At 58.4% G+C, this 20,354-nt stretch carries 23 protein-coding genes and 1 tRNA gene; 4 read left to right on the top strand and 20 right to left on the bottom strand.

The window, feature by feature from the left end; translation table 11 throughout:
* Nucleotides 1–82 precede the first annotated feature (82 nt).
* Both KUV52_RS16895 and KUV52_RS16890 read left to right on the top strand, forming a co-directional pair.
* Nucleotides 83–451 (top strand): diacylglycerol kinase, encoded by a 369-nt coding sequence (locus tag KUV52_RS16895; protein ID WP_222527118.1) that lies wholly within the window; start codon nt 83–85, stop codon nt 449–451.
* Nucleotides 445–1,089 (top strand): START domain-containing protein, encoded by a 645-nt coding sequence (locus KUV52_RS16890; protein ID WP_222527117.1) that lies wholly within the window; start codon nt 445–447, stop codon nt 1,087–1,089. The genes KUV52_RS16895 and KUV52_RS16890 overlap by 7 nt, the downstream gene beginning before the upstream one ends.
* Before the next feature lie 51 nt (nt 1,090–1,140).
* On the opposite strand, the gene rplI is transcribed toward KUV52_RS16890, so the two are convergent.
* The 4 genes from rplI to rpsF are packed head-to-tail and all read right to left on the bottom strand — an operon-like array spanning nt 1,141 to nt 2,579.
* Entirely contained in the window at nt 1,141–1,596 is a 456-nt protein-coding gene (gene rplI / locus KUV52_RS16885; protein WP_222527116.1) for a 50S ribosomal protein L9, read from the bottom strand.
* Between the two features lie 36 nt (nt 1,597–1,632).
* Nucleotides 1,633–1,860 (bottom strand): 30S ribosomal protein S18, encoded by a 228-nt coding sequence (gene rpsR / locus KUV52_RS16880; RefSeq protein ID WP_013344048.1) that lies wholly within the window; start codon nt 1,858–1,860, stop codon nt 1,633–1,635.
* Between the two features lie 11 nt (nt 1,861–1,871).
* Nucleotides 1,872–2,183: a primosomal replication protein N gene (priB, locus tag KUV52_RS16875; protein WP_222527115.1), complete on the bottom strand. Its 312-nt coding sequence runs from the start codon at nt 2,181–2,183 to the stop codon at nt 1,872–1,874.
* Between the two features lie 3 nt (nt 2,184–2,186).
* On the bottom strand, nt 2,187–2,579 hold the full coding sequence (rpsF, locus tag KUV52_RS16870; protein WP_222527114.1) for a 30S ribosomal protein S6: 393 nt from the start codon (nt 2,577–2,579) through the stop codon (nt 2,187–2,189).
* Between the two features lie 246 nt (nt 2,580–2,825).
* Between rpsF and KUV52_RS16865 the strand changes: the two genes are divergently transcribed.
* Nucleotides 2,826–3,575: a YdiY family protein gene (locus KUV52_RS16865; protein WP_222527113.1), complete on the top strand. Its 750-nt coding sequence runs from the start codon at nt 2,826–2,828 to the stop codon at nt 3,573–3,575.
* Nucleotides 3,576–3,638: 63 nt separating this feature from the next.
* Here the strand turns inward: KUV52_RS16865 and rlmB are convergent, their stop codons facing one another.
* The 14 genes from rlmB to KUV52_RS16795 all read right to left on the bottom strand — a co-directional run bounded on the left by rlmB (nt 3,639) and on the right by KUV52_RS16795 (nt 18,793).
* Nucleotides 3,639–4,376, bottom strand: a complete 738-nt coding sequence (gene rlmB, locus KUV52_RS16860; protein WP_222527112.1) for a 23S rRNA (guanosine(2251)-2'-O)-methyltransferase RlmB — start codon at nt 4,374–4,376, stop codon at nt 3,639–3,641.
* Nucleotides 4,373–6,733: a ribonuclease R gene (rnr, locus tag KUV52_RS16855; RefSeq protein WP_222527111.1), complete on the bottom strand. Its 2,361-nt coding sequence runs from the start codon at nt 6,731–6,733 to the stop codon at nt 4,373–4,375. Before rnr ends, rlmB begins: the two co-directional genes overlap by 4 nt.
* 50 nt (nt 6,734–6,783) lie before the next feature.
* Nucleotides 6,784–7,401: a tetratricopeptide repeat protein gene (locus KUV52_RS16850; RefSeq protein WP_222527110.1), complete on the bottom strand. Its 618-nt coding sequence runs from the start codon at nt 7,399–7,401 to the stop codon at nt 6,784–6,786.
* 63 nt (nt 7,402–7,464) lie between these two features.
* Nucleotides 7,465–8,760 (bottom strand): adenylosuccinate synthase, encoded by a 1,296-nt coding sequence (locus tag KUV52_RS16845; protein WP_222527109.1) that lies wholly within the window; start codon nt 8,758–8,760, stop codon nt 7,465–7,467.
* A gap of 63 nt (nt 8,761–8,823) precedes the next feature.
* On the bottom strand, nt 8,824–8,976 hold the full coding sequence (locus KUV52_RS16840; RefSeq protein WP_261390102.1) for a DUF2065 domain-containing protein: 153 nt from the start codon (nt 8,974–8,976) through the stop codon (nt 8,824–8,826).
* A 90-nt stretch (nt 8,977–9,066) separates the two neighbouring features.
* Nucleotides 9,067–9,945, bottom strand: a complete 879-nt coding sequence (gene hflC, locus KUV52_RS16835; RefSeq protein ID WP_222527108.1) for a protease modulator HflC — start codon at nt 9,943–9,945, stop codon at nt 9,067–9,069.
* Between the two features lie 2 nt (nt 9,946–9,947).
* Nucleotides 9,948–11,069 carry an FtsH protease activity modulator HflK gene (gene hflK / locus KUV52_RS16830; protein ID WP_222527107.1) on the bottom strand — a complete coding sequence of 374 codons (1,122 nt, stop codon included), beginning with the start codon at nt 11,067–11,069 and terminating at the stop codon, nt 9,948–9,950.
* Nucleotides 11,070–11,122: 53 nt separating this feature from the next.
* Nucleotides 11,123–12,409 carry a ribosome rescue GTPase HflX gene (gene hflX / locus KUV52_RS16825; RefSeq protein ID WP_222527106.1) on the bottom strand — a complete coding sequence of 429 codons (1,287 nt, stop codon included), beginning with the start codon at nt 12,407–12,409 and terminating at the stop codon, nt 11,123–11,125.
* Nucleotides 12,410–12,432: 23 nt separating this feature from the next.
* On the bottom strand, nt 12,433–12,720 hold the full coding sequence (gene hfq, locus KUV52_RS16820) for an RNA chaperone Hfq (RefSeq protein WP_222527105.1): 288 nt from the start codon (nt 12,718–12,720) through the stop codon (nt 12,433–12,435).
* Between the two features lie 72 nt (nt 12,721–12,792).
* Nucleotides 12,793–13,740: a tRNA (adenosine(37)-N6)-dimethylallyltransferase MiaA gene (miaA, locus tag KUV52_RS16815; RefSeq protein WP_222527104.1), complete on the bottom strand. Its 948-nt coding sequence runs from the start codon at nt 13,738–13,740 to the stop codon at nt 12,793–12,795.
* Nucleotides 13,737–15,527, bottom strand: coding sequence for a DNA mismatch repair endonuclease MutL (gene mutL / locus KUV52_RS16810; RefSeq protein WP_222527103.1), 1,791 nt, complete (start codon nt 15,525–15,527; stop codon nt 13,737–13,739). Before mutL ends, miaA begins: the two co-directional genes overlap by 4 nt.
* An 8-nt stretch (nt 15,528–15,535) precedes the next feature.
* On the bottom strand, nt 15,536–16,840 hold the full coding sequence (locus tag KUV52_RS16805; protein ID WP_222527102.1) for an N-acetylmuramoyl-L-alanine amidase: 1,305 nt from the start codon (nt 16,838–16,840) through the stop codon (nt 15,536–15,538).
* The gene (gene tsaE, locus KUV52_RS16800; protein WP_222527101.1) at nt 16,837–17,301 is read right to left on the bottom strand and encodes a tRNA (adenosine(37)-N6)-threonylcarbamoyltransferase complex ATPase subunit type 1 TsaE; all 465 of its coding nucleotides are present in this window, start codon (nt 17,299–17,301) and stop codon (nt 16,837–16,839) included. Before tsaE ends, KUV52_RS16805 begins: the two co-directional genes overlap by 4 nt.
* 7 nt (nt 17,302–17,308) lie before the next feature.
* Nucleotides 17,309–18,793, bottom strand: a complete 1,485-nt coding sequence (locus tag KUV52_RS16795; protein WP_222527100.1) for an NAD(P)H-hydrate dehydratase — start codon at nt 18,791–18,793, stop codon at nt 17,309–17,311.
* Between the two features lie 117 nt (nt 18,794–18,910).
* Here KUV52_RS16795 and KUV52_RS16790 point away from each other — a divergent pair, with 117 nt between their 5' ends.
* Nucleotides 18,911–19,084 carry a hypothetical protein gene (locus tag KUV52_RS16790; RefSeq protein WP_222527099.1) on the top strand — a complete coding sequence of 58 codons (174 nt, stop codon included), beginning with the start codon at nt 18,911–18,913 and terminating at the stop codon, nt 19,082–19,084.
* A gap of 32 nt (nt 19,085–19,116) precedes the next feature.
* Here KUV52_RS16790 and KUV52_RS16785 read toward each other — a convergent pair whose 3' ends face one another.
* Entirely contained in the window at nt 19,117–19,572 is a 456-nt protein-coding gene (locus KUV52_RS16785) for a hypothetical protein (protein WP_222527098.1), read from the bottom strand.
* A gap of 531 nt (nt 19,573–20,103) precedes the next feature.
* A tRNA-Gly gene (locus tag KUV52_RS16780) sits at nt 20,104–20,179 on the bottom strand.
* Between the last annotated feature and the right edge of the window lie 175 nt (nt 20,180–20,354).

The following is a 20,354-nucleotide window of genomic DNA, read 5'->3' as shown; positions in this document are numbered from 1 at the left end:
AACTAGCCAAACTACGAATGGATTTGACCCAGAAACGATTCCGAGAGGTATCATTGGCACAGTGCAAATATGAGAGACCCCAATGACTCAACCGGAAAACAAAAATCGCGGCGTAATGCGCTTCTTTCAGGCCGGGATCTACTCCATGCAGGGCCTGAAAGCCGCCTATCGCCATGAAGAGGCTTTTCGTCAGGAACTGTTCCTGGCGATCGTGCTGATTGGCGCGTCCTTCTTTTTTGACGTCACCGTGCTGGAACGGCTCTTTATGATCGCCGTGGTGCTGCTGGTGTTGATTGTTGAGCTGCTGAACTCGGCCGTAGAGGCGGTGGTGGACCGCATCGGCCCGGAGCGTCACGAACTCTCTGGCCGCGCCAAGGACATCGGCTCTGCCGCAGTATTTATCGCCCTCTGCCAGGTGGCGCTGGTGTGGGGAGGGATCCTGCTATGGTAAAAACCCTGTTGAGCGGCCTGTTGGCAGCTGTGTTGCTGATTGGCCCCGCACAAGCGGAGCAGCCGGTTCGAATCGAGCCGGCTTCGGGAGGCAAGTGGGAGCTGGCATCCGACAGGAGCCAGGCGCAAGTGTATACGCGCAAGGTGCCCGGCACACCGGTCAAAGAGGTCAAGATGGAGGCGCTGATAGACGCTCCCGTAGAGAAGGTGTGGCAGGCGATCAGCGACATCCGGCACTACCCGGAGTTTATGCCCTACATCGACGACATCGAGATCATGGGTGATGCCCCCAATGGCGGCGCCTACGTTTATCATCGGGTTGACCCGCCGCTGGTCAGCAAGCGCGATTACACCCTGCTGATCGTCAACGAGGTGGATGAAGAGAGCGGGCAGTATTACCGCTACTGGACCCAGATGAACCAGTTTGGGCCAGGGCCAAACAAAGGGGTGGTAAGACTGGAGATCTGTGATGGCAGCTGGGCGCTGGAGCGCACTGAGGATGGCCGCACCAAAGCAACCTACTGGGTGTACACCGATCCCGGCGGCAAGATCCCGGGCTGGCTGGCCAATCAGGCCAACACCGTGGGTCTATATGATGTTCTCAAGGCCGTAGAGAAGCGGGCCCAGAGACTGAATTAAAGACATAAAAAACACCGCCCGAAGGCGGTGTTTTCTTGTGCGCGATATCGCTTACTCGGCAGAAGCAACAACGGCGATCTTAGCGGTCGCAGTTACGTCGCTGTGCAGAGCGATAACGATGTCGTATTCGCCAACCTGACGCAGAGCGCCTTCCGGCAGACGAACTTCAGCTTTAGCCACTTCAACGCCAGCGGCGGTCAGGGCATCAGCGATGTCACGAGTGCCGATGGAGCCGAACAGCTTGCCTTCGTCACCAGCTTTAGAAGCGATTTCTACCGCTTCCAGAGCAGCCAGCTTCTCAGCACGAGCTTCAGCGGCAGACAGCTCAGAAGCCATTTTGGCTTCCAGCTCAGCGCGACGAGCTTCAAACACTTCCAGGTTAGCAGCGTTAGCTACAACTGCTTTGCCCTGAGGCAGCAGGTAGTTACGAGCGTAACCGGCTTTAACAGTAACTTTGTCGCCCAGGCCACCCAGCTTGGCAACCTTATCCAGCAAAATAACGTCCATTACCTTTCCTCTACTTAAAGTTGAACTTGTAAGGACTTAGCCTTGCAGATCAGTGTACGGCAGCAGAGCCAGGTAACGAGCACGCTTGATAGCGCGAGCCAGCTGACGCTGGTACTTGGCGCTGGTGCCAGTGATACGGCTCGGTACAATTTTGCCACTCTCAGTAACGTAGTTCTTCAGAGTAGCGATGTCTTTGTAGTCGATCTCAGTTACACCTTCAGCGGTGAAACGGCAGAACTTGCGACGACGAAAATAACGTGCCATGGGGCAGTCTCCTAGCAAATCGGTTCTATCGTGTCGGCATGCAATACCAGTCGGCTTTGGCCATTTCGGCCTTGCTGCCAGCCAAGAAAGCCGGCGACCTGGATAGTGCAGCCTGGTTCCAGATAGTTCAGTAACGGTTGAGTGTCGTGCCCGCTCAAAACCACTTGAAGCTTGCAGTAAACCGGGCGTTTATGGCCCGCTTCCATCTGCATCGAGCGATGTTCCAACAGAAAGTAACTGTGGGGGACACCGTTAATCCCGGTCAGGGTCTTGGGTGCTCTGGGGACTGTGCCCGTCAGCACCAGGCGATTGACGTGACTCAATCCTTACTCAGCAGCAGCTTCCTGAGCCGGCTTGGCTTCAGTACGCTCACGACGCTCTTCGCGCTCACGACGCTCTTCTTTGGCTTTGGCCATCGGAGAGGCTTCGGTCACAGCAGACTTGGTACGGATTACCAGGCTGCGGATCACGGCGTCGTTGTAACGGAAGTTGGTTTCCAGCTCAGCAACGGCTTCAGCAGTCGCTTCAGCGTTCACCAGCACGTAGTGTGCTTTGTGCAGCTTTTCGATCGGGTAAGCCAGTTGACGACGACCCCAGTCTTCCAGACGGTGAACTTTGCCGCCGTCCTTCTCGATGGTCGCAGTGTAGCGCTCGATCATGCCTTGAACCTGTTCACTCTGGTCAGGGTGAACCATGAAGACGATTTCGTAATGACGCATCATCGCTCCTTACGGTTAATTAGCCTCAAATGGCTCGGCCGGACCTATGAGGCAAGGAACAAAAAGGGGTTTGGCCGAATTAGCCGGCGCATGTTACCGGAAAGGCGCTCAGAAGACAATCAAAAAAGTACGATATCCTCTGAATTCGGGCGCTGTTGACCCCTTGTTAAACTGAGTAGCAATTTCAATCCATTGAGATAGACTGAGCGGACCCTGATTGCCCGGAAAAGTGTAGAACCGCCCCCTGTGAATCGCCCGTTTCTTCTCTGGTCTGCCCTGCTGTTAAGCGCCCCCGCCATGGCGCTGGTGCCGCCCAACTACGCCGAGCCCCCTACCGATCTCGATGCTGAGGTCGAGTTGGGGATGCAGTACAACAGCGGCAACACGAACTCCGCCAACTTCAACACCCGGGGCAAACTGGTTTACGACACCGAGAATGCCCGTCAGGAAGCGGTCGCCCGAGCCTACTTTGCCGCTGATGATGAGAAGACTACGGCGGAGCAATACCAGCTTCAGTACCAGTCCGACTACAAGCTGGAGGGCACGCAATACGTGTTTGGCCGGGGCGACATGCTGTGGGACCGGTTTGGTTCCTACCTCAAGCAGTTCACCTACTCCTTCGGTTACGGTTACACCCCACTGGACGCCAAGCGCACCAAAGTGACCCTTGAAGTGGGCGCCGGTTACCGTTTTAACGAAGCCAACCTCTCCAACAGCGACAATGTGGGCGACCGGACGGAAGATGAAGGGATTGTGCGTTTCGCCAGTAAGCTGGAGCACCGCCTTCAGGAGTACACCAGCTTCAATGCGGACGCTTCGGTGGAAACCGGTAACCGCAACACCATCGCCAACCTGAACCTCGCCTATCGAAACCAGTTCTGGGCCGATCTGGCGCTGAAAGTCGGATTCGACATCAAGTACACCGACAAGGTGCCGGTAGGCACTGAGAACCACGATGTTATCTCGACGGTGAACCTGATCTACTCCTTCCGGTAAGCGCCGGACCGAGACAAAAAACGCCTCCAGATGGAGGCGTTTTTTGTTTTCAGGGGATCGGAATCATCCCTGGCGCTGACGCACCGCCTCAAACAGGCAGATCCCCGTCGCTACCGAGACATTGAGGCTGGAAACCGCCCCTGCCATCGGGATGCTGATCAGGTCATCACAGTGCTCCCGGGTCAGGCGACGCAGACCTTTGCCTTCGGCACCCATGGCGATCGCCAGCGGGCCGGTCAGCTTGCTCTGGTATACCGTGTGAGTGGCTTCGCCCGCCGCCCCCACGATCCAGATGCCACGCTCCTGCAGCGCACGCAGGGTGCGAGCCAGGTTGGTTACCTGGAACAGCGGCACCGATTCCGCCGCGCCCACAGCGACTTTGCGCACTATGGGGCCAAGGCCCGCAGAGCGATCCTTCGGTACGATCACCCCGTGCACGCCCGCTGCATCGGCGCTGCGCAGACAAGCACCCAGGTTGTGAGGATCAGTAACGCCATCCAGCACCAGCAGGAATGGGGTTTCAACGCCATCCAGCAGTTGCTCCAGCTCATGCTCCCCTTTCACCGGCTCCGGGGTGCAGCGCGCGACCACACCCTGATGCTGGCTGGACTCGGATTTATCATCCAGTACCTTACGAGCGGCCATCTGTGGGCGTACGCCGAACTGCTGAGCCATCTCAATGATTCGGCTCAGGCGCTCATCCTCACGCCCTTTCAATACCCACAGCTCCTTCACCCGCTCCGGCTGGCGCTGCATGATGGCCTCCACCGCGTGAAGGCCAAACACCATTTCGTGTTTCATTTACCGCTTTTCCGCTTGGATTTGGTTTTCTTTGCACCGCGCTTTTCAGCCGGTTTGTCAGAGCCGAAGGACTTACCGCCTTTGGCAGCGCCGCTGCCGCCGGTTTTGCCTTTGCTGCTCTTGCGGGGACCTTTCTTACCAGGCTTGCCGGATTTCCCGGATTTACCGCCGGTCTCAATCAAGCCCAGGTCGATCTGACGATCGTCCAGTTTCACCGCCAACACTTTCACTTCGACCGGGTCACCCAGTCGATAGCGACGACCACCGCCCTCGCCAATCAGTGCCTGACGCACCGGGTCAAAGTGGTAGTAGTCGTTAGCCAGGGTAGAGATGTGCACCAGACCATCGATATGGAGGTCCTTCAAACGCACAAACAGGCCAAAACTGGTGACACCGCTGACCACAGCCTCAAAGGTATCGCCCACGTGATCCAGCATGTACTCACACTTGAGCCAATCGGACACATCACGGGTGGCATCGTCAGCACGACGCTCTGTCATGGAGCAGTGCTCACCCAGTTCGGCCAGCGGACCACTGTCGTAGCCATAGGCACCATCCGCCTGCAGAGCCTGCAGCGGCAGCTCCTGGTTTTCCTGCTTGCTGAGCAGGTAGCGGATCACCCGGTGCAGCACCAGATCCGGGTAGCGACGAATGGGCGATGTGAAGTGGGCATAGCTCGGAAGCGCCAGGCCAAAGTGACCAATGTTCTCCGGGCTGTAAACCGCCTGCTTCATGGAGCGCAGCACCATGGTCTGGATCAGCTCCGCATCAGCGCGCCCTTCCGTTTTGGCCAGCAGATCCGCCACATCCTGCGGTGTCGGCTCCTCGCCACCACCCAGGGACAGGCCCTGCTGCCCCAGGAAGTCCCGCAGGGTCTCCAGCTTTTGGGCGCTGGGGCCTTCGTGCACTCGGTACAGCACTTCACCCTGCTGCTTCTTAACGAATTTACCGGCAGCGACGTTGGCCAGAATCATGCACTCTTCGATCATCTTGTGCGCCACATTTCGGGTGCGCGGCACAATACGCTCGATTCGGCGTTGAGCGTTGAAGATGAACTGGGTCTCCTCGCTCTCCAGCACCAGGGCGCCCCGCTCCTGACGAGCGTGGTCAAGGGCATGATAGAGACGGTTCAGCTCTTCGAGGTGAGGGAACACCTCGGCATACTGCTCAATCAGTGCCTGATCGCCCTCCAGCATCGCCGCCACCTTGGTGTAGGTCAGACGAGCATGGCTGTGCATGACGGCAGGATAGAACTCATAACCGGACAGGTTACCCGCAGCGGAGATCGTCATCTCCGCCACCATGCAGAGACGGTCTACATGGGGGTTCAGTGAGCACAGGCCGTTGGAGAGCTTCTCCGGCAGCATCGGGATAACCTGAGCCGGGAAGTAAACGGAGTTACCACGAGCCAGTGCCTCGTCGTCCAGATGGGTGCCCGGACGCACGTAGTGACTCACGTCAGCAATGGCGACATAGAGACGCCAACCGCCGCCTTTCTTGCGCTTCGCAAAGACCGCATCGTCGAAGTCGCGGGCATCTTCGCCGTCAATGGTAACCAGAGGCAGGTGACGCAGATCTTTGCGACCCTGCTTATCAGCCTCCTGCACCTCGTCGGCGATGGCCGCGGTTTCTGCCAGCAGCGCCTCGCTGAACTGATGGGGCAGGTCATGGCTGCGCAGGGCGATCTCAATCTCCATGCCCGGCGCCATCTCGTTGCCCAGTACCTCTTTAACGCGACCGATGCCATGGGTGTGACGGGCGGGACGGCGAACCAGCTCCACCACGATCACCTGACCCTCGCGGGCACCGGCACGGCCATCTTCCGGGATCAGAATATCCTGGGACAGACGGGCGTCGTCCGGCACGGCGAAGCCGATGCCGTCTTCGTTAAAGTAACGGCACACAATTTCGCTGCTGCGGGGCTCGATAATGCGGACAATACGACCCTCTTTACGGCCGCGGCGGTCCATACCGTCCACCTGCGCCAGTACCCTGTCGCCGTGCAGTACGGAGTACATGCTGCGCTCAGACAGGTAGAGGTCATCGCTGCCGTCGTCGGGACGGAAAAAGCCGAAGCCGTCACGGTGTCCAAGCACCACGCCGGTCAGCAGGTCCATCCGCTCGGGCAGGCCGTAGCGACCTTTGCGGGTGTAAACGATCTGGCCATCACGCTCCATGGCGCGCAGGCGTCGACAGAGCGCGACGTACTGGTCGCCCTCTAATTGAAAGTGAGCCGCCAGTTCCTCTCGGGATACCGGGCCGGTTTGCCCGCGCATGCGCTCGATCAGAAACTCACGGCTGGGGATCGGGTTGGCGTATTTTTCCGCCTCCCGTTGAAAATGGGGATCCTGACTCATTTGAATGCCAATGATTGGAAAGTGGGTGAAAGTATAACCCGAAAGGCCACTTAGCGACCCAGGGCAGCCTGGCGAGTTTGCTCACGCACACTCGGGGGCAGCTGCTGGGCCAGTCGGTTTTTCAGCGTTTCGGCTTCGCGGCGCTCCGCTTCCGTCTCAAACACGGCGCGATGGAGCCAGCGGTATACTTCGGGATAGTCCAGGGGGCTGCCCTCGCCGTCTGCATAGTAGCGGGCAAGAGTCAGCAAGGCCCGGTGGTGGCCAAGTGATGCGGCCGTCCGGGTCAGACGCAGGCCATGGGCCTGGTCGCTCACCACAAAGCGCCCTTCGAGATAGTAGCGCCCTAACTGCTCAAGTGCGTCCGGCAGGCCTTGTTCTGCCGCCTGACGCAAGTAATCGAAACCGGTCTGTATGTCTGGGTTAACGCACACACCGTAAAGCTGCATATCGGCCCACAGCATCTGGTACGCCGGCAGCTTCATCACGTCGGCCCGGGCCCGGATATCCTGAACCAGCTGACAGTCATCGCGCTTCACCCGCATCAGGTGGGTATTGGCCCGAATCATATTCAGCAGTTGGTCCTGGCTGTACAGCTCCACCGCCCGCATATCTTGTGCCAGGGCGCCTGGGGCCAACAGCATCAGCAGTGTCAGTAGAGTCCGTTTCATAATCAGGTTATCGACGTGACATGGGGATACTTTAACGGGGCCCGTAGGCCCCGTTTCCATCCCTTACGCGAAGGGGTGACGCAGGATCATGGTCTCGTTGCGATCCGGGCCGGTAGAGATGATGTCTACCGGAACTTCCAGCAACGCTTCGATGCGCGCGATGTAATCCAGAGCTGCCTGAGGCAGCTGATCACGCTCGGTCACACCGAAGGTGTTGTCGTCCCAGCCCGGCATGCTTTCGTAAACCGGAACGGCGGCTTCGTAGCCTTCAGCGTCCATCGGCGGAACGTCACGCACGGTGCCGTCCGGCATCTGGTAGCCGATACAGATCTTCAGCTCTTTCAGACCGTCCAGAACGTCCAGCTTGGTCAGACAGAAACCGGTAATACCGTTGATCTGAACCGCACGGCGCATGGCAACCGCATCGAACCAACCGGTGCGACGTTTACGGCCGGTGGTGGCACCGAACTCGTGGCCTTTCACACCCAGGTGCTCGCCCACTTCGCAATCCAGCTCAGTCGGGAACGGACCGCCACCCACACGAGTGGTGTAGGCTTTCACGATGCCCAGCACGTAATCGATGTGGTTGGGACCAAAACCGGAACCGGTGGAAACGCCACCAGCAGTGGTGTTGGAGGAGGTCACGTAGGGGTAAGTGCCGTGGTCGATGTCCAGCAGAGTGCCCTGGGCACCTTCGAACATGATGCGCTCACCGGCCTTGCGGGCCTTATCCAGAGTGTCGGTTACGTCAACGATCATCGGACGCAGGATTTCAGCCAGCTCCAGCGCGTCTTTCAGTACAGTGTCGTAATCAACAGCGTCAACCTTGTGGTACTCGGTCAACATGAAGTTGTGGTAGGCCAGAACGTCTTTCAGCTTGGTAGCAAAACGCTCAGCATCCAGCATGTCGCCCACGCGCAGCGCACGACGAGCCACTTTGTCCTCGTAAGCCGGACCGATGCCACGACCAGTGGTACCGATGGCCTTGTTGCCACGGGCCGCTTCGCGGGCCTGATCCACCGCTACGTGGTAGGGCAGGATCAGCGGGCAAGCTTCAGAGATCATCAGACGCTCTTCCACCGGAACACCACGCTCTTTCAGCATGGTCAGCTCTTTCAGCAGTGCTTCGGGGGACAGAACAACACCGTTACCGATGAGGCACTTGACGTTTGAGCGGAGGATACCTGACGGGATCAGGTGGAGGACGGTTTTCTCGCCATCGATCACCAGAGTGTGACCGGCGTTGTGGCCGCCTTGGTAGCGAACCACGAAGTGGGCCTGGTCGGTGAGAAGGTCGACGACTTTGCCTTTACCTTCGTCACCCCACTGGGTGCCCAGCACAACTACATTTTTACCCATGTCTCGATCGCAGTTAGTGGTTAAAGCAGGATTCTAGCAGAACCCGCCTGGTCAAAACACCGCCTAGGAGGAAAAAATGTAGAGGAGCACCGCCCCCGCGCTCACCAGCGCCCCGCCGATACGCCTCAGCAACGCCACATCCTGACCAGCCAACTCACGCATCATCGCCTGCCACTGCCGTGGAAAAAGTAATGGTCCCAATCCTTCCAGCAGCATGACGCCACCCAGTAGCCACATCCAACTCACGTTCTTAAACTCCCATAAAAAAGGCCCGGTCAATGCCGGGCCCTTAGACAGATCGTCGCCTTAGCGCACCTTGCTGTTCATATACTGGAAGAACTCAGAGTCCGGTGAAATCACCAGGACGTCGTCCTTGCTGCGGAAGGAGGCTTTATAGGCATCCAGGCTGCGCAGCAACGCGTAGAACTCAGGGTTCTGGCCGTAGGTGTCAGCATAGATCTTCGCCGCGGCACCATCGCCTTCACCACGCAGGGTACGGGATTTACGCTCCGCTTCCGCCAGAATCACGGTAGCGCGGGCATCGGCACCAGCTCGAATCACTTCGGCCTTCTCCTGACCCTCAGAGCGGTGAGCACGGGCTACGGCCTCACGCTGAGCGCGCATACGGTCGTAGATGAACTCACTCACTTCACGCGGCAGGTTGATCTGCTTAACCCGAACGTCCACCACTTCGATGCCCAGTTCAGCGGCATCCTCACGGGTTGCGCGCAGCGCCTCCTGCTGAAGCTCATCGCGGCTGCCGGAAACGATCTCACGGATGGTGCGACTACCGAACTCGGAGCGCAGGCCGTTATTGATCTTACTCTGCAGCAGGGACTCAGCGACCAACTGATTACCACCCTGAGTAGCCAGATAGAACTTACCGAAATCGGTGATACGCCACTTAACGTAGGAGTCCACCATCAAGTCTTTCTGCTCAGAGGTCACAAAGCGGTCGGCAGCGGCATCCAGAGTCAAAATTCGCGCGTTCATGGCGAACACCTGATCAATCAGGGGCACCTTCAAGCGCAAGCCCGGCTCATATACGCGGTTTTGGCCGTTTTCATCTTTCTGAATCACACCAAAGCGCTTCACGATGGCTCGCTCGCCCTCTTCCACCACAAACAGTGAGGAGAAGCCTGCGAACAGTACCGCCACCAACAGGATCAAACTAATAGGACGCATAATCAGTTTCTCCCCTGACGAGTACGGTCGCTACGGCTGCTTCGGCCATCATCAAAGTCATTGCGAACCGGGCGGGTCTGATGGGTGCTCGGCACCGGCTCAGTCACCTTGTGCTGCGGCAAAGCGGGCGCAGACTGGTTCTGGATGATCTTATCCAGCGGCAGATAGAACATGGAGCCGCCATCGCTATCGACCATCACCTTGGTGGTGGAGCTGAACACCTGCTCCATCGTCTCCAGGTAGAGACGTTCACGGGTTACCACAGGCGCGGCTTCATACTCGGGCAGCAGTGCCGCGAAGCGGGCTACCTCACCCTCAGCCTCCAGCACAACACGGCGCTTGTAGGCATCGGCTTCCTGCAGCATACGCTCCGCACGACCACGAGCCTGAGGCTCTACCTGGCGGGAGTACGCGGTAGCTTCCTGAACGTAACGCTCCTCGTCTTCCTGCGCCGCAATGGCGTCATCGAACGCGGGCTTTACTTCTTCCGGCGGACGGGCTTCCTTGAAGGCCACGTCAACCACGACCAAGCCCATATCATAGCTCTCGATGATGTCTTCCAGTTCGGCCCAGGTATCACGACGCACCCTGTCACGGCCCACGGTCAGGATGTTGTCCATGGTGGTGTGACCGATCACGTAGCGCAACGCGCTGTCCATCGCCTCGCTCAGAGACTGATCAGGACTGGTTACAGAGAACAGGTACTTCTTGGGATCGGCGATGCGATACTGCACCTCCATCTCAACACGCACCACGTTCTCATCCTGAGTCAGCATCATGCCGGAGGCCGTCAGACGATTCACTCGCTGGATGTTGACCGGGTAGACGGTGTCCACAAAAGTGGGTTTCCACTTCAGACCGGGCTCAACCAGTTCGGTGTACTGGCCGAAACGCAGCTTCACGCCACGCTCCGCTTCCTCGATCTTATAGAAGCCAGAAAACGCCCAGATCAGAACCAGGCCCAATAGGACCAGCCCCGCACCCAGACCGCTGAACTGGTTGCCACCGCCGAAACGGGAGGAAAGTTTGCGGAAGACCTCATCCAGATCCGGCGGACCCTGGTCTTTGCCGCCTCGGTTGCCCCAGGGGTCTTTGCCTTGATTGCCAGGCTCGTTCCAAGCCATTAACACTGCTCCATTTGATGGGATTCGGTAACTCTAGCTAATTTATCAGCCAATTACTTGAGGATAAAGTCGGACAACTTGCCCTCGGAGGCTTTCAACATACGCTGCCAGTCTCTCTCAGGCAGCCTTAACTGAACCTGAGTGTGGCCCAGTTCATCGTAGTCGGTCGACACCACAGCGTTGAGTTCATAGCACCGGGAGAGCCAACGACCCTGATCTGGAGGCAAACTCAACGTCAGCTCCACCATGGCGTTGCCCAGCAACTCCGACAGCGCATCGAACAACAGTTCGATACCAATATTATTACGGGCGCTGAGCCACACTCGGATCGGTGTGCCTTCATCATCCCGGTCAATTCGAGCCTCGGCCTCTTCCAGCAGATCCAGTTTGTTGTATACCAACAGACTGGGAACCTCGTCCGCCTCAATCTCCTCCAGCACCGCGTGGACCGCTTCCACGTTTTCCACCGCGCGCTCATCGGCGGCGTCCACCACATGAAGCAGCAGGTCCGCCTCGCGGGTTTCAGTCAGCGTGCCTTTAAAGGCCGCCACCAAATCGTGAGGAAGGTGGCGAATAAATCCAACGGTATCGGCCAGAACCACCGCTCCCACATCTTCCACTTCGATGCGACGAAGGGTGGGATCGAGTGTCGCGAACAGTTGGTCCGCAGCATACACGCCAGAGTCGGTAATGCTGTTAAACAGGGTGGACTTGCCCGCATTGGTATAGCCAACCAGGGAGACCGTTGGCACTTCCCGGCGCTGTCGGGCGCGACGCCCCTGCTCCCGCTGACGAGCCACCCTTTCCAGGCGACGCAGGATCGCTTTGATCCGCTCCCGCAGCAGTCGACGGTCGGTTTCCAGCTGAGTTTCACCCGGTCCACGCAGACCGATCCCCCCTTTTTGTCGCTCAAGGTGGGTCCAGCCGCGAATCAGTCGGGTAGACAAGTGACGCAACTGCGCCAGCTCTACCTGCAGTTTCCCTTCATGGGTGCGGGCTCGCTGGGCGAAGATGTCGAGAATAAGACCGGTGCGATCAAGCACCCGGCAGTGGCAAATCCGTTCCAGGTTGCGCTCTTGAGCCGGGCTTAACGGGTGATTGAAGATCACCACTTCGGCCTGCTCAGCCTGGACCATAGCGGCAATCTCTTCCGCTTTACCGGTACCACAGAAAAATTTGGGGTGGGGACTGGAACGCCGTCCTGTGACAATGCCACAGGACGTTACCCCGGCGGAGCTCACCAGTAGCTTGAGCTCCTCCAGGTCTTCGCGCTCACCTTCGGCCGAAAAGTCGATGTGAACGAGAATCGCGCGTTCGCCTGCTTCATACCGCTCAAACAAGCAAACTTACTCCTGACAGGCGATCAGTGATTACCGTTGTCGCCACTGTCGTTGGATTGGTAACCGCCCTGACCACCATGGCTCGGGGCGCTGTGGCCACCCATGTTGAACGGACGACCGGGCACAACAGTAGAGATGGCGTGCTTGTACACCATCTGGCTGACAGTGTTCTTCAGCAGGATGACAAACTGGTCAAAAGATTCGATCTGGCCCTGCAGTTTGATGCCATTTACCAGATAGATAGAAACGGGAACACGCTCACGGCGCAGCGCGTTCAAAAACGGGTCTTGTAAAGATTGCCCCTTAGCCATTCGAGTTTCCTTATTAAAATTGTATTACTTATCAACGAAGTGATATTCGCGTGCAACACCCATGCGCGCCAGTTACTTATAGCCCAAACGAAAGTCCAAGGCTAACTTTTGTAACACTTCGCCTACATTATCATCGTGCTCGGAGCTGAGCCAGTGCAGCCCGTCCCATCCCCGCAGCCAGGTGATCTGTCTCTTGGCCAACTGACGGGTCGCTGCGACCCCTTTGGCCACCATATCCTGATGGTCAATTTCTCCCTCAAGGTAGGCCCACATCTGGCGGTAACCCACGCAGCGGATAGAGGGCAAACCGGGGTGGAGATCACCACGCTCAAAGAGGGCGCGAACCTCCGATTCAAACCCCTGATCCAACATCGACAAAAAGCGCTGTTCAATCCGCTGATGCAGACGCTCTCTTTGATCGGGAACGATGGCGAATTGCGCCGTACGAAACGGCAAAGGGGGACGCTTTTGTCGCGTTAGGGTGGTCAGAGTCTGGCCGCTTATTCTATAGACTTCGAGGGCCCGCGACAATCGCTGGGGATCGTTGGGATGGATCCGGGCTGCGGACTCCGGATCGATCCTGGAAAGCTCGTCGTGCAAGGCTTTCCAGCCGATTTCGGACGCTTGTTTCTCTATCTCGGCACGAACGGTCGGATCCGCACTGGGCAGAGGCGATAACCCCTCCAAAAGTGCCTTAAAATAGAGCATGGTGCCGCCAACCAGCAGCGGAATGCGTCCATTGGCGTGGATCTCGTTCATCTCCCGCAGAGCATCCGCAGCGAAATCCGCAGCCGAATAACTTTCCGAGGGATCCTTGATGTCGATCAAGCGGTGCGGCGCGGCTGCCAGCTCCTCCGGCGTGGGCTTTGCGGTTCCGATATCCATGCCACGGTAGATCAGTGCGGAATCCACACTGATCAGCTCCACCGGCAGGTGCTGACGCAAGCTCATCGCCAGGTCGGTCTTGCCGGAAGCGGTCGGTCCCATCAGGCAGATTGCCAGAGGGCGGTTATCGGTCATCTATCGGACTCCAAAATCGATTGCCAGGGCAGCGCCACAGTGCATTGTTCAAGGACGGCATCACCGTCGGGCTCATCCAGAGACTGCCACTGCCGCCATAACAGGCCGCCTTCAGAAAACTCTTTGGCCTGACCGGCAAGCCAGTTGGCCAATGCCGGGTAGGCGGGCACTTCCGACTCCAGCCACTGCAGCAGTTCAGGGATCACCTTGGACAGGTCGGCCCGCCGCAGCACCGCTGGTACCGCCCGGATCACCAGACGCTCGCCTTGAATCACCAGTTGGATCCCAAGACGGCGCAACAGTTCATCCCGATCCTCGATCAGTGCGATCCAGTTCACATCCGCTGGCACACTGACCGGCAGCAGCAGGGGTTGGCCCACCAAGCCCTGGGGAAGACGCTCCACCAGCTCACGCTTCATCAGTTCGCGGCCCAGTTGCGGCAGGCGAACCAGACACAACTCCTGCTCACGCTGAATCAGGCCATGCTGCTCATCCAGAGCACTGAGCCAGCGCCAACGATGGGCCGCCGCTGGCTCGGAAGGGGCGGGAGTCTGCATCAGATGGGCATAGTTGTCCACCGCAGTCCGGGTTGGGGTGCTCGCAGGCCGTAAAGGGGCGGGCTGGTATCCGCCATAGTGACCACCCTGGCCACCACTTCGCGCGCCCTCAGCCACAGAGCGCTCGGGTCGCCAGTGCGGCTCACTGTCGTAATGAGGGGCCGTTGGGGCCGAGGCCAGCGGAGCATCCTGCTCAGGCGCCTCATCGTGGCCGCAGGGCTCCAATTGCAGAGTCTGGTGTTGAGCCAGCCCCTGTTGCAGCGCCTGCAGGATAAAGTCGTGGACGTAGCGCGCTTGATGGAAGCGTACTTCGTGCTTGGCCGGGTGGACGTTCACGTCGACTTCATGGGGATCCAGACTGAGATAGAGCACATAGCCCGCCTGACCCGGCAGTCCCGCCTCCTCCATCGCCTGTCGCACGGCGTGACTCACCAGGCGGTCACGAACCACCCGCCCATTCACATAGAAGTATTGGGTGTCGGACACCCGGGCCCGTTCGTCGTCCAGTGCCAGGTAGCCTCGCAGGGCCAGATCATCGGTGGCGCTGGTCAGACTGAAGGCCCGCTCGGTAAAAGCATTGCCACAGATGGCCGCCAGGCGCTGCTCCCGCTGCCGCTCGTTGCTGGCAGGTCGGTATTGTCTTACCACCTTGCCGTTATGGCGCAGGATAAAGTGGATCCCCTCCCGCGCCAGCGCGATCCGACGAAGCTGCTCTTCGATGTGGGTAAATTCGGTCTTATCCGCTTTCAGAAAGCGGCGACGGGCCGGGGTATTAAAGAAGAGGTCGACCACCTCCACCGTAGTGCCCACCGGGTGAGCCGTTGGTTGGAGACGCACCGCCATCTCCCGCCCCTCGGCATACGCCTGCCAGGCTTCACTGCTTTCTGCGGTGCGGGAGGAGAGCGTCAGACGGGCAACGGAACTGATGGACGCCAGCGCTTCGCCACGAAAGCCAAAGCTGAGGATCGATTCCAGATCTTCCAGAGTCGCCACTTTGGAGGTGGCATGACGGGCCAGAGCCAGGGCCAGATCCTCTTGATTGATCCCTTTGCCGTTGTCACGGATTAGGATCCGCTTGTTACCGCCGCGCTCAATCTCAACCTCAACCCGGGTCGCTCCGGCATCAAGGCTGTTTTCCACCAACTCTTTTACGACCGACGCCGGACGCTCTACCACTTCCCCGGCGGCGATTTGGTTGGCCAATTGGGGGGGCAATACTTGAATCGCCATAACGGCTCCTACAGCGTTGGGATCACCAGCTCCTGACCGATTTTAACGGTATCAGAATTAAGCTGGTTAGCTTGCTTGATGGCGGCAACGGAAACCGAGTAACGGCGGGCAATCACAGAGAGGGACTCACCCCGCTGCACCCGGTGAGTCTGCTGACGCTGTGCCAGCAGCGAATCCCGGGGCGGGTTGTCGCGGAAATGCGCCTGGATGGCGACTGCCAGGGCATTGGCCAGATTACGCTGGTGGCCACGATCCTTCAGCTGTCGCTCCTCGTGAGGGTTTGAGATAAACCCGGTTTCAACCAGCAGCGAGGGAAAATCAGGAGACTTCAGCACCGCCAGGGAGGCGAACTGCGGCTTGCTCTTATGCAAACGGGTCACCTGTCCTAGCTGCTTGAGCATGCTGCTGGCCAGCGCCTGACTCTCCATCATGGAGTTTTCACGCGCCAGGTCGAGGAAGGTCCGCTGCAAGTGAGGGTCATCCTGACTGGACTGGGAGATCACCTCACCTATACCACGCAATTCCGACAGCTTGTCATCCCGTTCCAGCCAGCGACCCATTTCGGAGTTGGCACGCCGGAGGGAGAGTACCCACACCGAAGCGCCACGGGGTTGCGGGGAGGTGAACGCATCCGCGTGAATGGACACCAACAGATCGGCTTTTTTCTGACGAGCCTTGGCACTGCGAGAGTCCAGACTGACAAAGTAGTCCCCCTCCCGAACCAGAAACGCCTCAAAGCCCGGCACGGAATCGATCTTGGCTTTCAGCTGCTGCGCAATCGGCAGTACAACGTCCTTTTCGTAGGTGCCTTTCGGACCGATGGAGCCCGGATCTTTACCGCCATGGCCCGCATCAATGGCGATCATCACATTGCGGCCGGGTTGCGCCGATACGGCGGCAGGATTGCGACTGGTGGGCTTGAGGTCGATCACCAGACGGTGATAACCCTGTGCCGATTTGCCGAGAACCTGGATTTTATGGCTGGCCGATTGGGTCAGATCCAGCACTAGGCGCAGATCGCCATCCCCCTGGGGATTACTGGTACGGACACGGCGAATCAGTGGCGATGCGGACTCCAAAGCGGCGAGGTTCGCTTTCAGGCGGGTACGGTTAAGGTCCACCACCAGGCGGTCAGGCCCGGTCAAGCGGAAAGCGGAGTAATCCGGCTTGGCCGACATATCCAGCACCACCCGGGTTTTGTCGGGTGAGTTACTGATCCGAATCTGTTCCAGTTGGTTGGCCATGGCTGGCCCGGCCACCAGGGTGAGGAGCAGTCCCATCACCCAGGCCATCATCCAGGATAGTTTTTTCATTCTTCGCGCAGTTGTGCCAGCAAGGCTTCACCTTGCTCGCTATGGCTGGTCATCGTGACCTGCCGCCCCTCATTCAGATACGCCAATTCAATGCTCAAGTCCGGCTCTGGCAGTACTCCCTCGCCCTTACTGGGCCACTCCACCAACGCCAGGGTATTGTCGGCAAAATAATCACGGATCCCCATAAATTCAAGTTCTTCGGGATCCGCCAGGCGATAGAGATCAAAATGGTAGAGCTGAAATGGGCCCAGTTCATAGGGCTCAACCAGAGTATAGGTGGGACTCTTAACCGCACCTTTATGGCCCATTGCCTGGACCAACCCACGGGTCAGCGTGGTTTTCCCCGCCCCCAGATCCCCGTGAAGATGGATAACAAAGGGCGCGCTCAGACGCTCGGCCAGTTCTTTGCCCAGCGCCAGGGTATCGGCTTCCGCTGCCAAAACGCGTTGAACGGATGTCATAGCACCTCTATGGATTCACCAGATGTCGGATATGGGGCAGCAGGTCGGACGCGAGCATGCCGCGCTGTCCTTCGACCGCCGCTGCGTCGGCGGCTTCGCCATGAACGCAGACCCCACAACAGGCAGCCGCCAACGGTGACAGCCCCTGTGCCAAAAGGCTGGCGATTATACCAGATAACAGATCGCCGCTGCCCCCTGTCGCCAATCCCGGATTACCAACCGGAGCGAGGTAACACTGTTTGCCATCATGAATCAGCGTGCCAGCCCCTTTGAGAACGACCACCCCTCCGTATCGCTGCTGCAGGGCTTCGACCGCGGCAAAGCGATCGTCCTGCACCGACTCGATGGTTTGTCCAAGCAAACGGGCCGCCTCGCCGGGATGAGGGGTCAGCACCCAGTTATCCCTTTTTTCCGGCGTTCGGGCCAGCAGGTTCAATGCATCGGCATCGACAACCAGGGGGCGTTCGCTGCGAGTCGCCCCAATCAACAAATGCCGTGCCCAATCGCTCTGCCCCATCCCGGGCCCCACTGCGATGGCGTTCGCCCAACCCAGTTTGGCATACACCTCCATATCCACCACATCGACACCCAGGGTCATTAACTCCGGACGTCCAGCCTGGATCTGTGCCAGATTCTCCGGCCAGGACACCACCGCCACCAAGCCCGCACCGCTTCGCAGCGCCGCCTCACCGGCAAGGCGCACAGCACCCGCCATCCCAGCCTGACCACCGAGAATCACCACCTTGCCGTGATCCCCTTTATGACTGTCCACCCGACGCGGGCGCAGCAGAGGCAGGTAATCATCGAGGGCACACTTGATAACAGAGGGGGCCTCTTTTGCCAGCTCCGGCCCAAGCTGCAGAGGCGCAAGGGACAACTCGCCCACATAAGCGGGCGCAGCACCGGTCAGTAAGCCCGGCTTAGTGCCAACAAATGTGATGGTCCGGGTGGCTTCAACCGCCACGGGAAGCGCCTGTCCGCTCTGACCTGACAGGCCGGAGGGCAGATCCAGAGCCAGTACTGGCGCCGTCTGGTGGTTGATGCGTTCAATCACGACCCGCATCGATGCATTCAGTGTCCCGCTCAGCCCAGTACCCAGCAGCCCATCAACCACCAGGTCCACCTCCGGCCAATTCCCAGCCAGGCTTTCAAGCTGCCCCCCTTCAGCGAGAAAGGCGGCTTGAGCCGTGGCAGCATCACCGGACAGAGGGCGCTCCGGCTCAGCTTGCAGCAGCGTAACCTGCTTGCCCGCTGCACGGGCAAGCCGCGCCAGAACATAGCCATCGCCGCCGTTGTTACCTCGACCGCAGATAACCAGCAGGCGCGTCGCCTCCGGCCAATGCTCAGCCACGCACTCCCAAGCCGCCTTCCCGGCCGCTTCCATCACGTCATACAGGGGAATATCGAGCGCTGCAGCCAGCTCAGGTTCACGTTGGCGGATAAGGTCCGCATGAAAAAGGGAGGAGGGAATCAGGGCCAAATCTGCACGCATAATCAAGCTCAAACCGTTGTTCAAAAAAAACTCTACTAGACTGTAGAGGTCGAGCGACGACTCGGCTTTGCGTTAGATCGGAATTACGCTCAATAACGACAAGGAAAGTGTAACGTCATGATGCTGATTACTTTGCTGGTTCTGTGCGTAACCGCCCTGGTGTTGACCTTGCCTTTGCAGTCCACACTGCTGATACAAGCGCTGATGCTGTTAGCGATCGTGATGGTCGGCATCAACCTCGTAGTGTTAATCCGCCAACCCAGTGGCATAGAAAATCGCTCGGACCCCTGATCAAAAACGGCGCCTGAAGGCGCCGTTTTTTGTTACATGTCGTCCATTCGCATGGTGGAGTGGACGAAGCGCTGCTGCCGGATTCGCTCCGCCTGAAGCAACGACTCAATGGCAGACTTCACATCCGGCGTCGATGCCACTTCCAGGGCATCGTGGAGCAGGTCCAGCAGGCTGTTTTCCAGTTCGAGCGCCACTCCCAGTACATCCTGCTCTGTCATGGTAGCGGGCAGCTCCACCTTCTGGCAGCGCCCAATAAAGTCTTCACCCTGGACATTCTCAAACCAGGTATCCAGGACGCGACTGGGCGCATCTTCCAGATAGTTGGTGAGCTTATCCACGACCTCTTTTTCATGGATCACCATGTATTCAAGCAGCATCTTAGCCCGAGGCGAATCAGCTTGACTGGCCATTCGGCGGTAAAGTTGGCTCATGGCTGACCGGCTTTCGATCAGATGCTCCAGAATCTCTTTAAGTTGCTGAAATCGCATAGTTTGGCTCCGAAGGACTTTGAGATTAACGTCCGGTCAACATTTCGTATGCCTCGATTATGGAAGCCTAGACGAGGAAAAGATTTGAAGGGCGTCATCTTTTTGCCAGCGCAACTCCGCGCCCGATCACAGAACCGCAACCGAAAAGGGAAAACTTGTACTCAACTCGGGTAGGGCCCCCTGAGTGCCCATTTTTTTGCCGGATCAACTGTGGATTTCGGCAAGCTAATACGAAAAAACCACCCAGTAGGGTGGTTTTCGATAATTTGGAGCGGCACACGAGGTTCCCGGCTCTTGGTATGAGTGTGACCTCAACCCGGCGGGCCGCGCCCGCCGAGCAAGCCCTGCGAGAAGGCGCCAAAACGAAAAAACCACCCAGTAGGGTGGTTTTCGATAATTTGGAGCGGCACACGAGGTTCCCGACTCTTGGTATGAGTGTGACCTCAACCCGGCGGGCCGCGCCCGCCGAGCAAGCCCTGCGAGAAGGTGCCAAAACGAAAAAACCACCCAGTAGGGTGGTTTTCGATAATTTGGAGCGGCACACGAGGTTCGAACTCGTGACCTCAACCTTGGCAAGGTTGCGCTCTACCAGCTGAGCTAGTGCCGCTTCGTTTTGCACATGTTTAGTGTTTTCGGGAAGGTCAACCAAAGGTTGCGCTACTTTCCGTACCCACACTGAGCTAGTGCCGCTTCGCATTGCTTCCCGAAAGAAGACTTTGAAATTGGAGCGGCACACGAGGTTCGAACTCGTGACCTCAACCTTGGCAAGGTTGCGCTCTACC

Source organism: Ferrimonas balearica, assembly GCF_019802055.1.
In the GTDB taxonomy this organism is placed as follows: domain Bacteria; phylum Pseudomonadota; class Gammaproteobacteria; order Enterobacterales; family Shewanellaceae; genus Ferrimonas; species Ferrimonas balearica_A.
The sequence above is the reverse complement of the archived record's forward strand: the minus strand, read 5'-3'. Positions and strand labels throughout refer to the sequence as shown.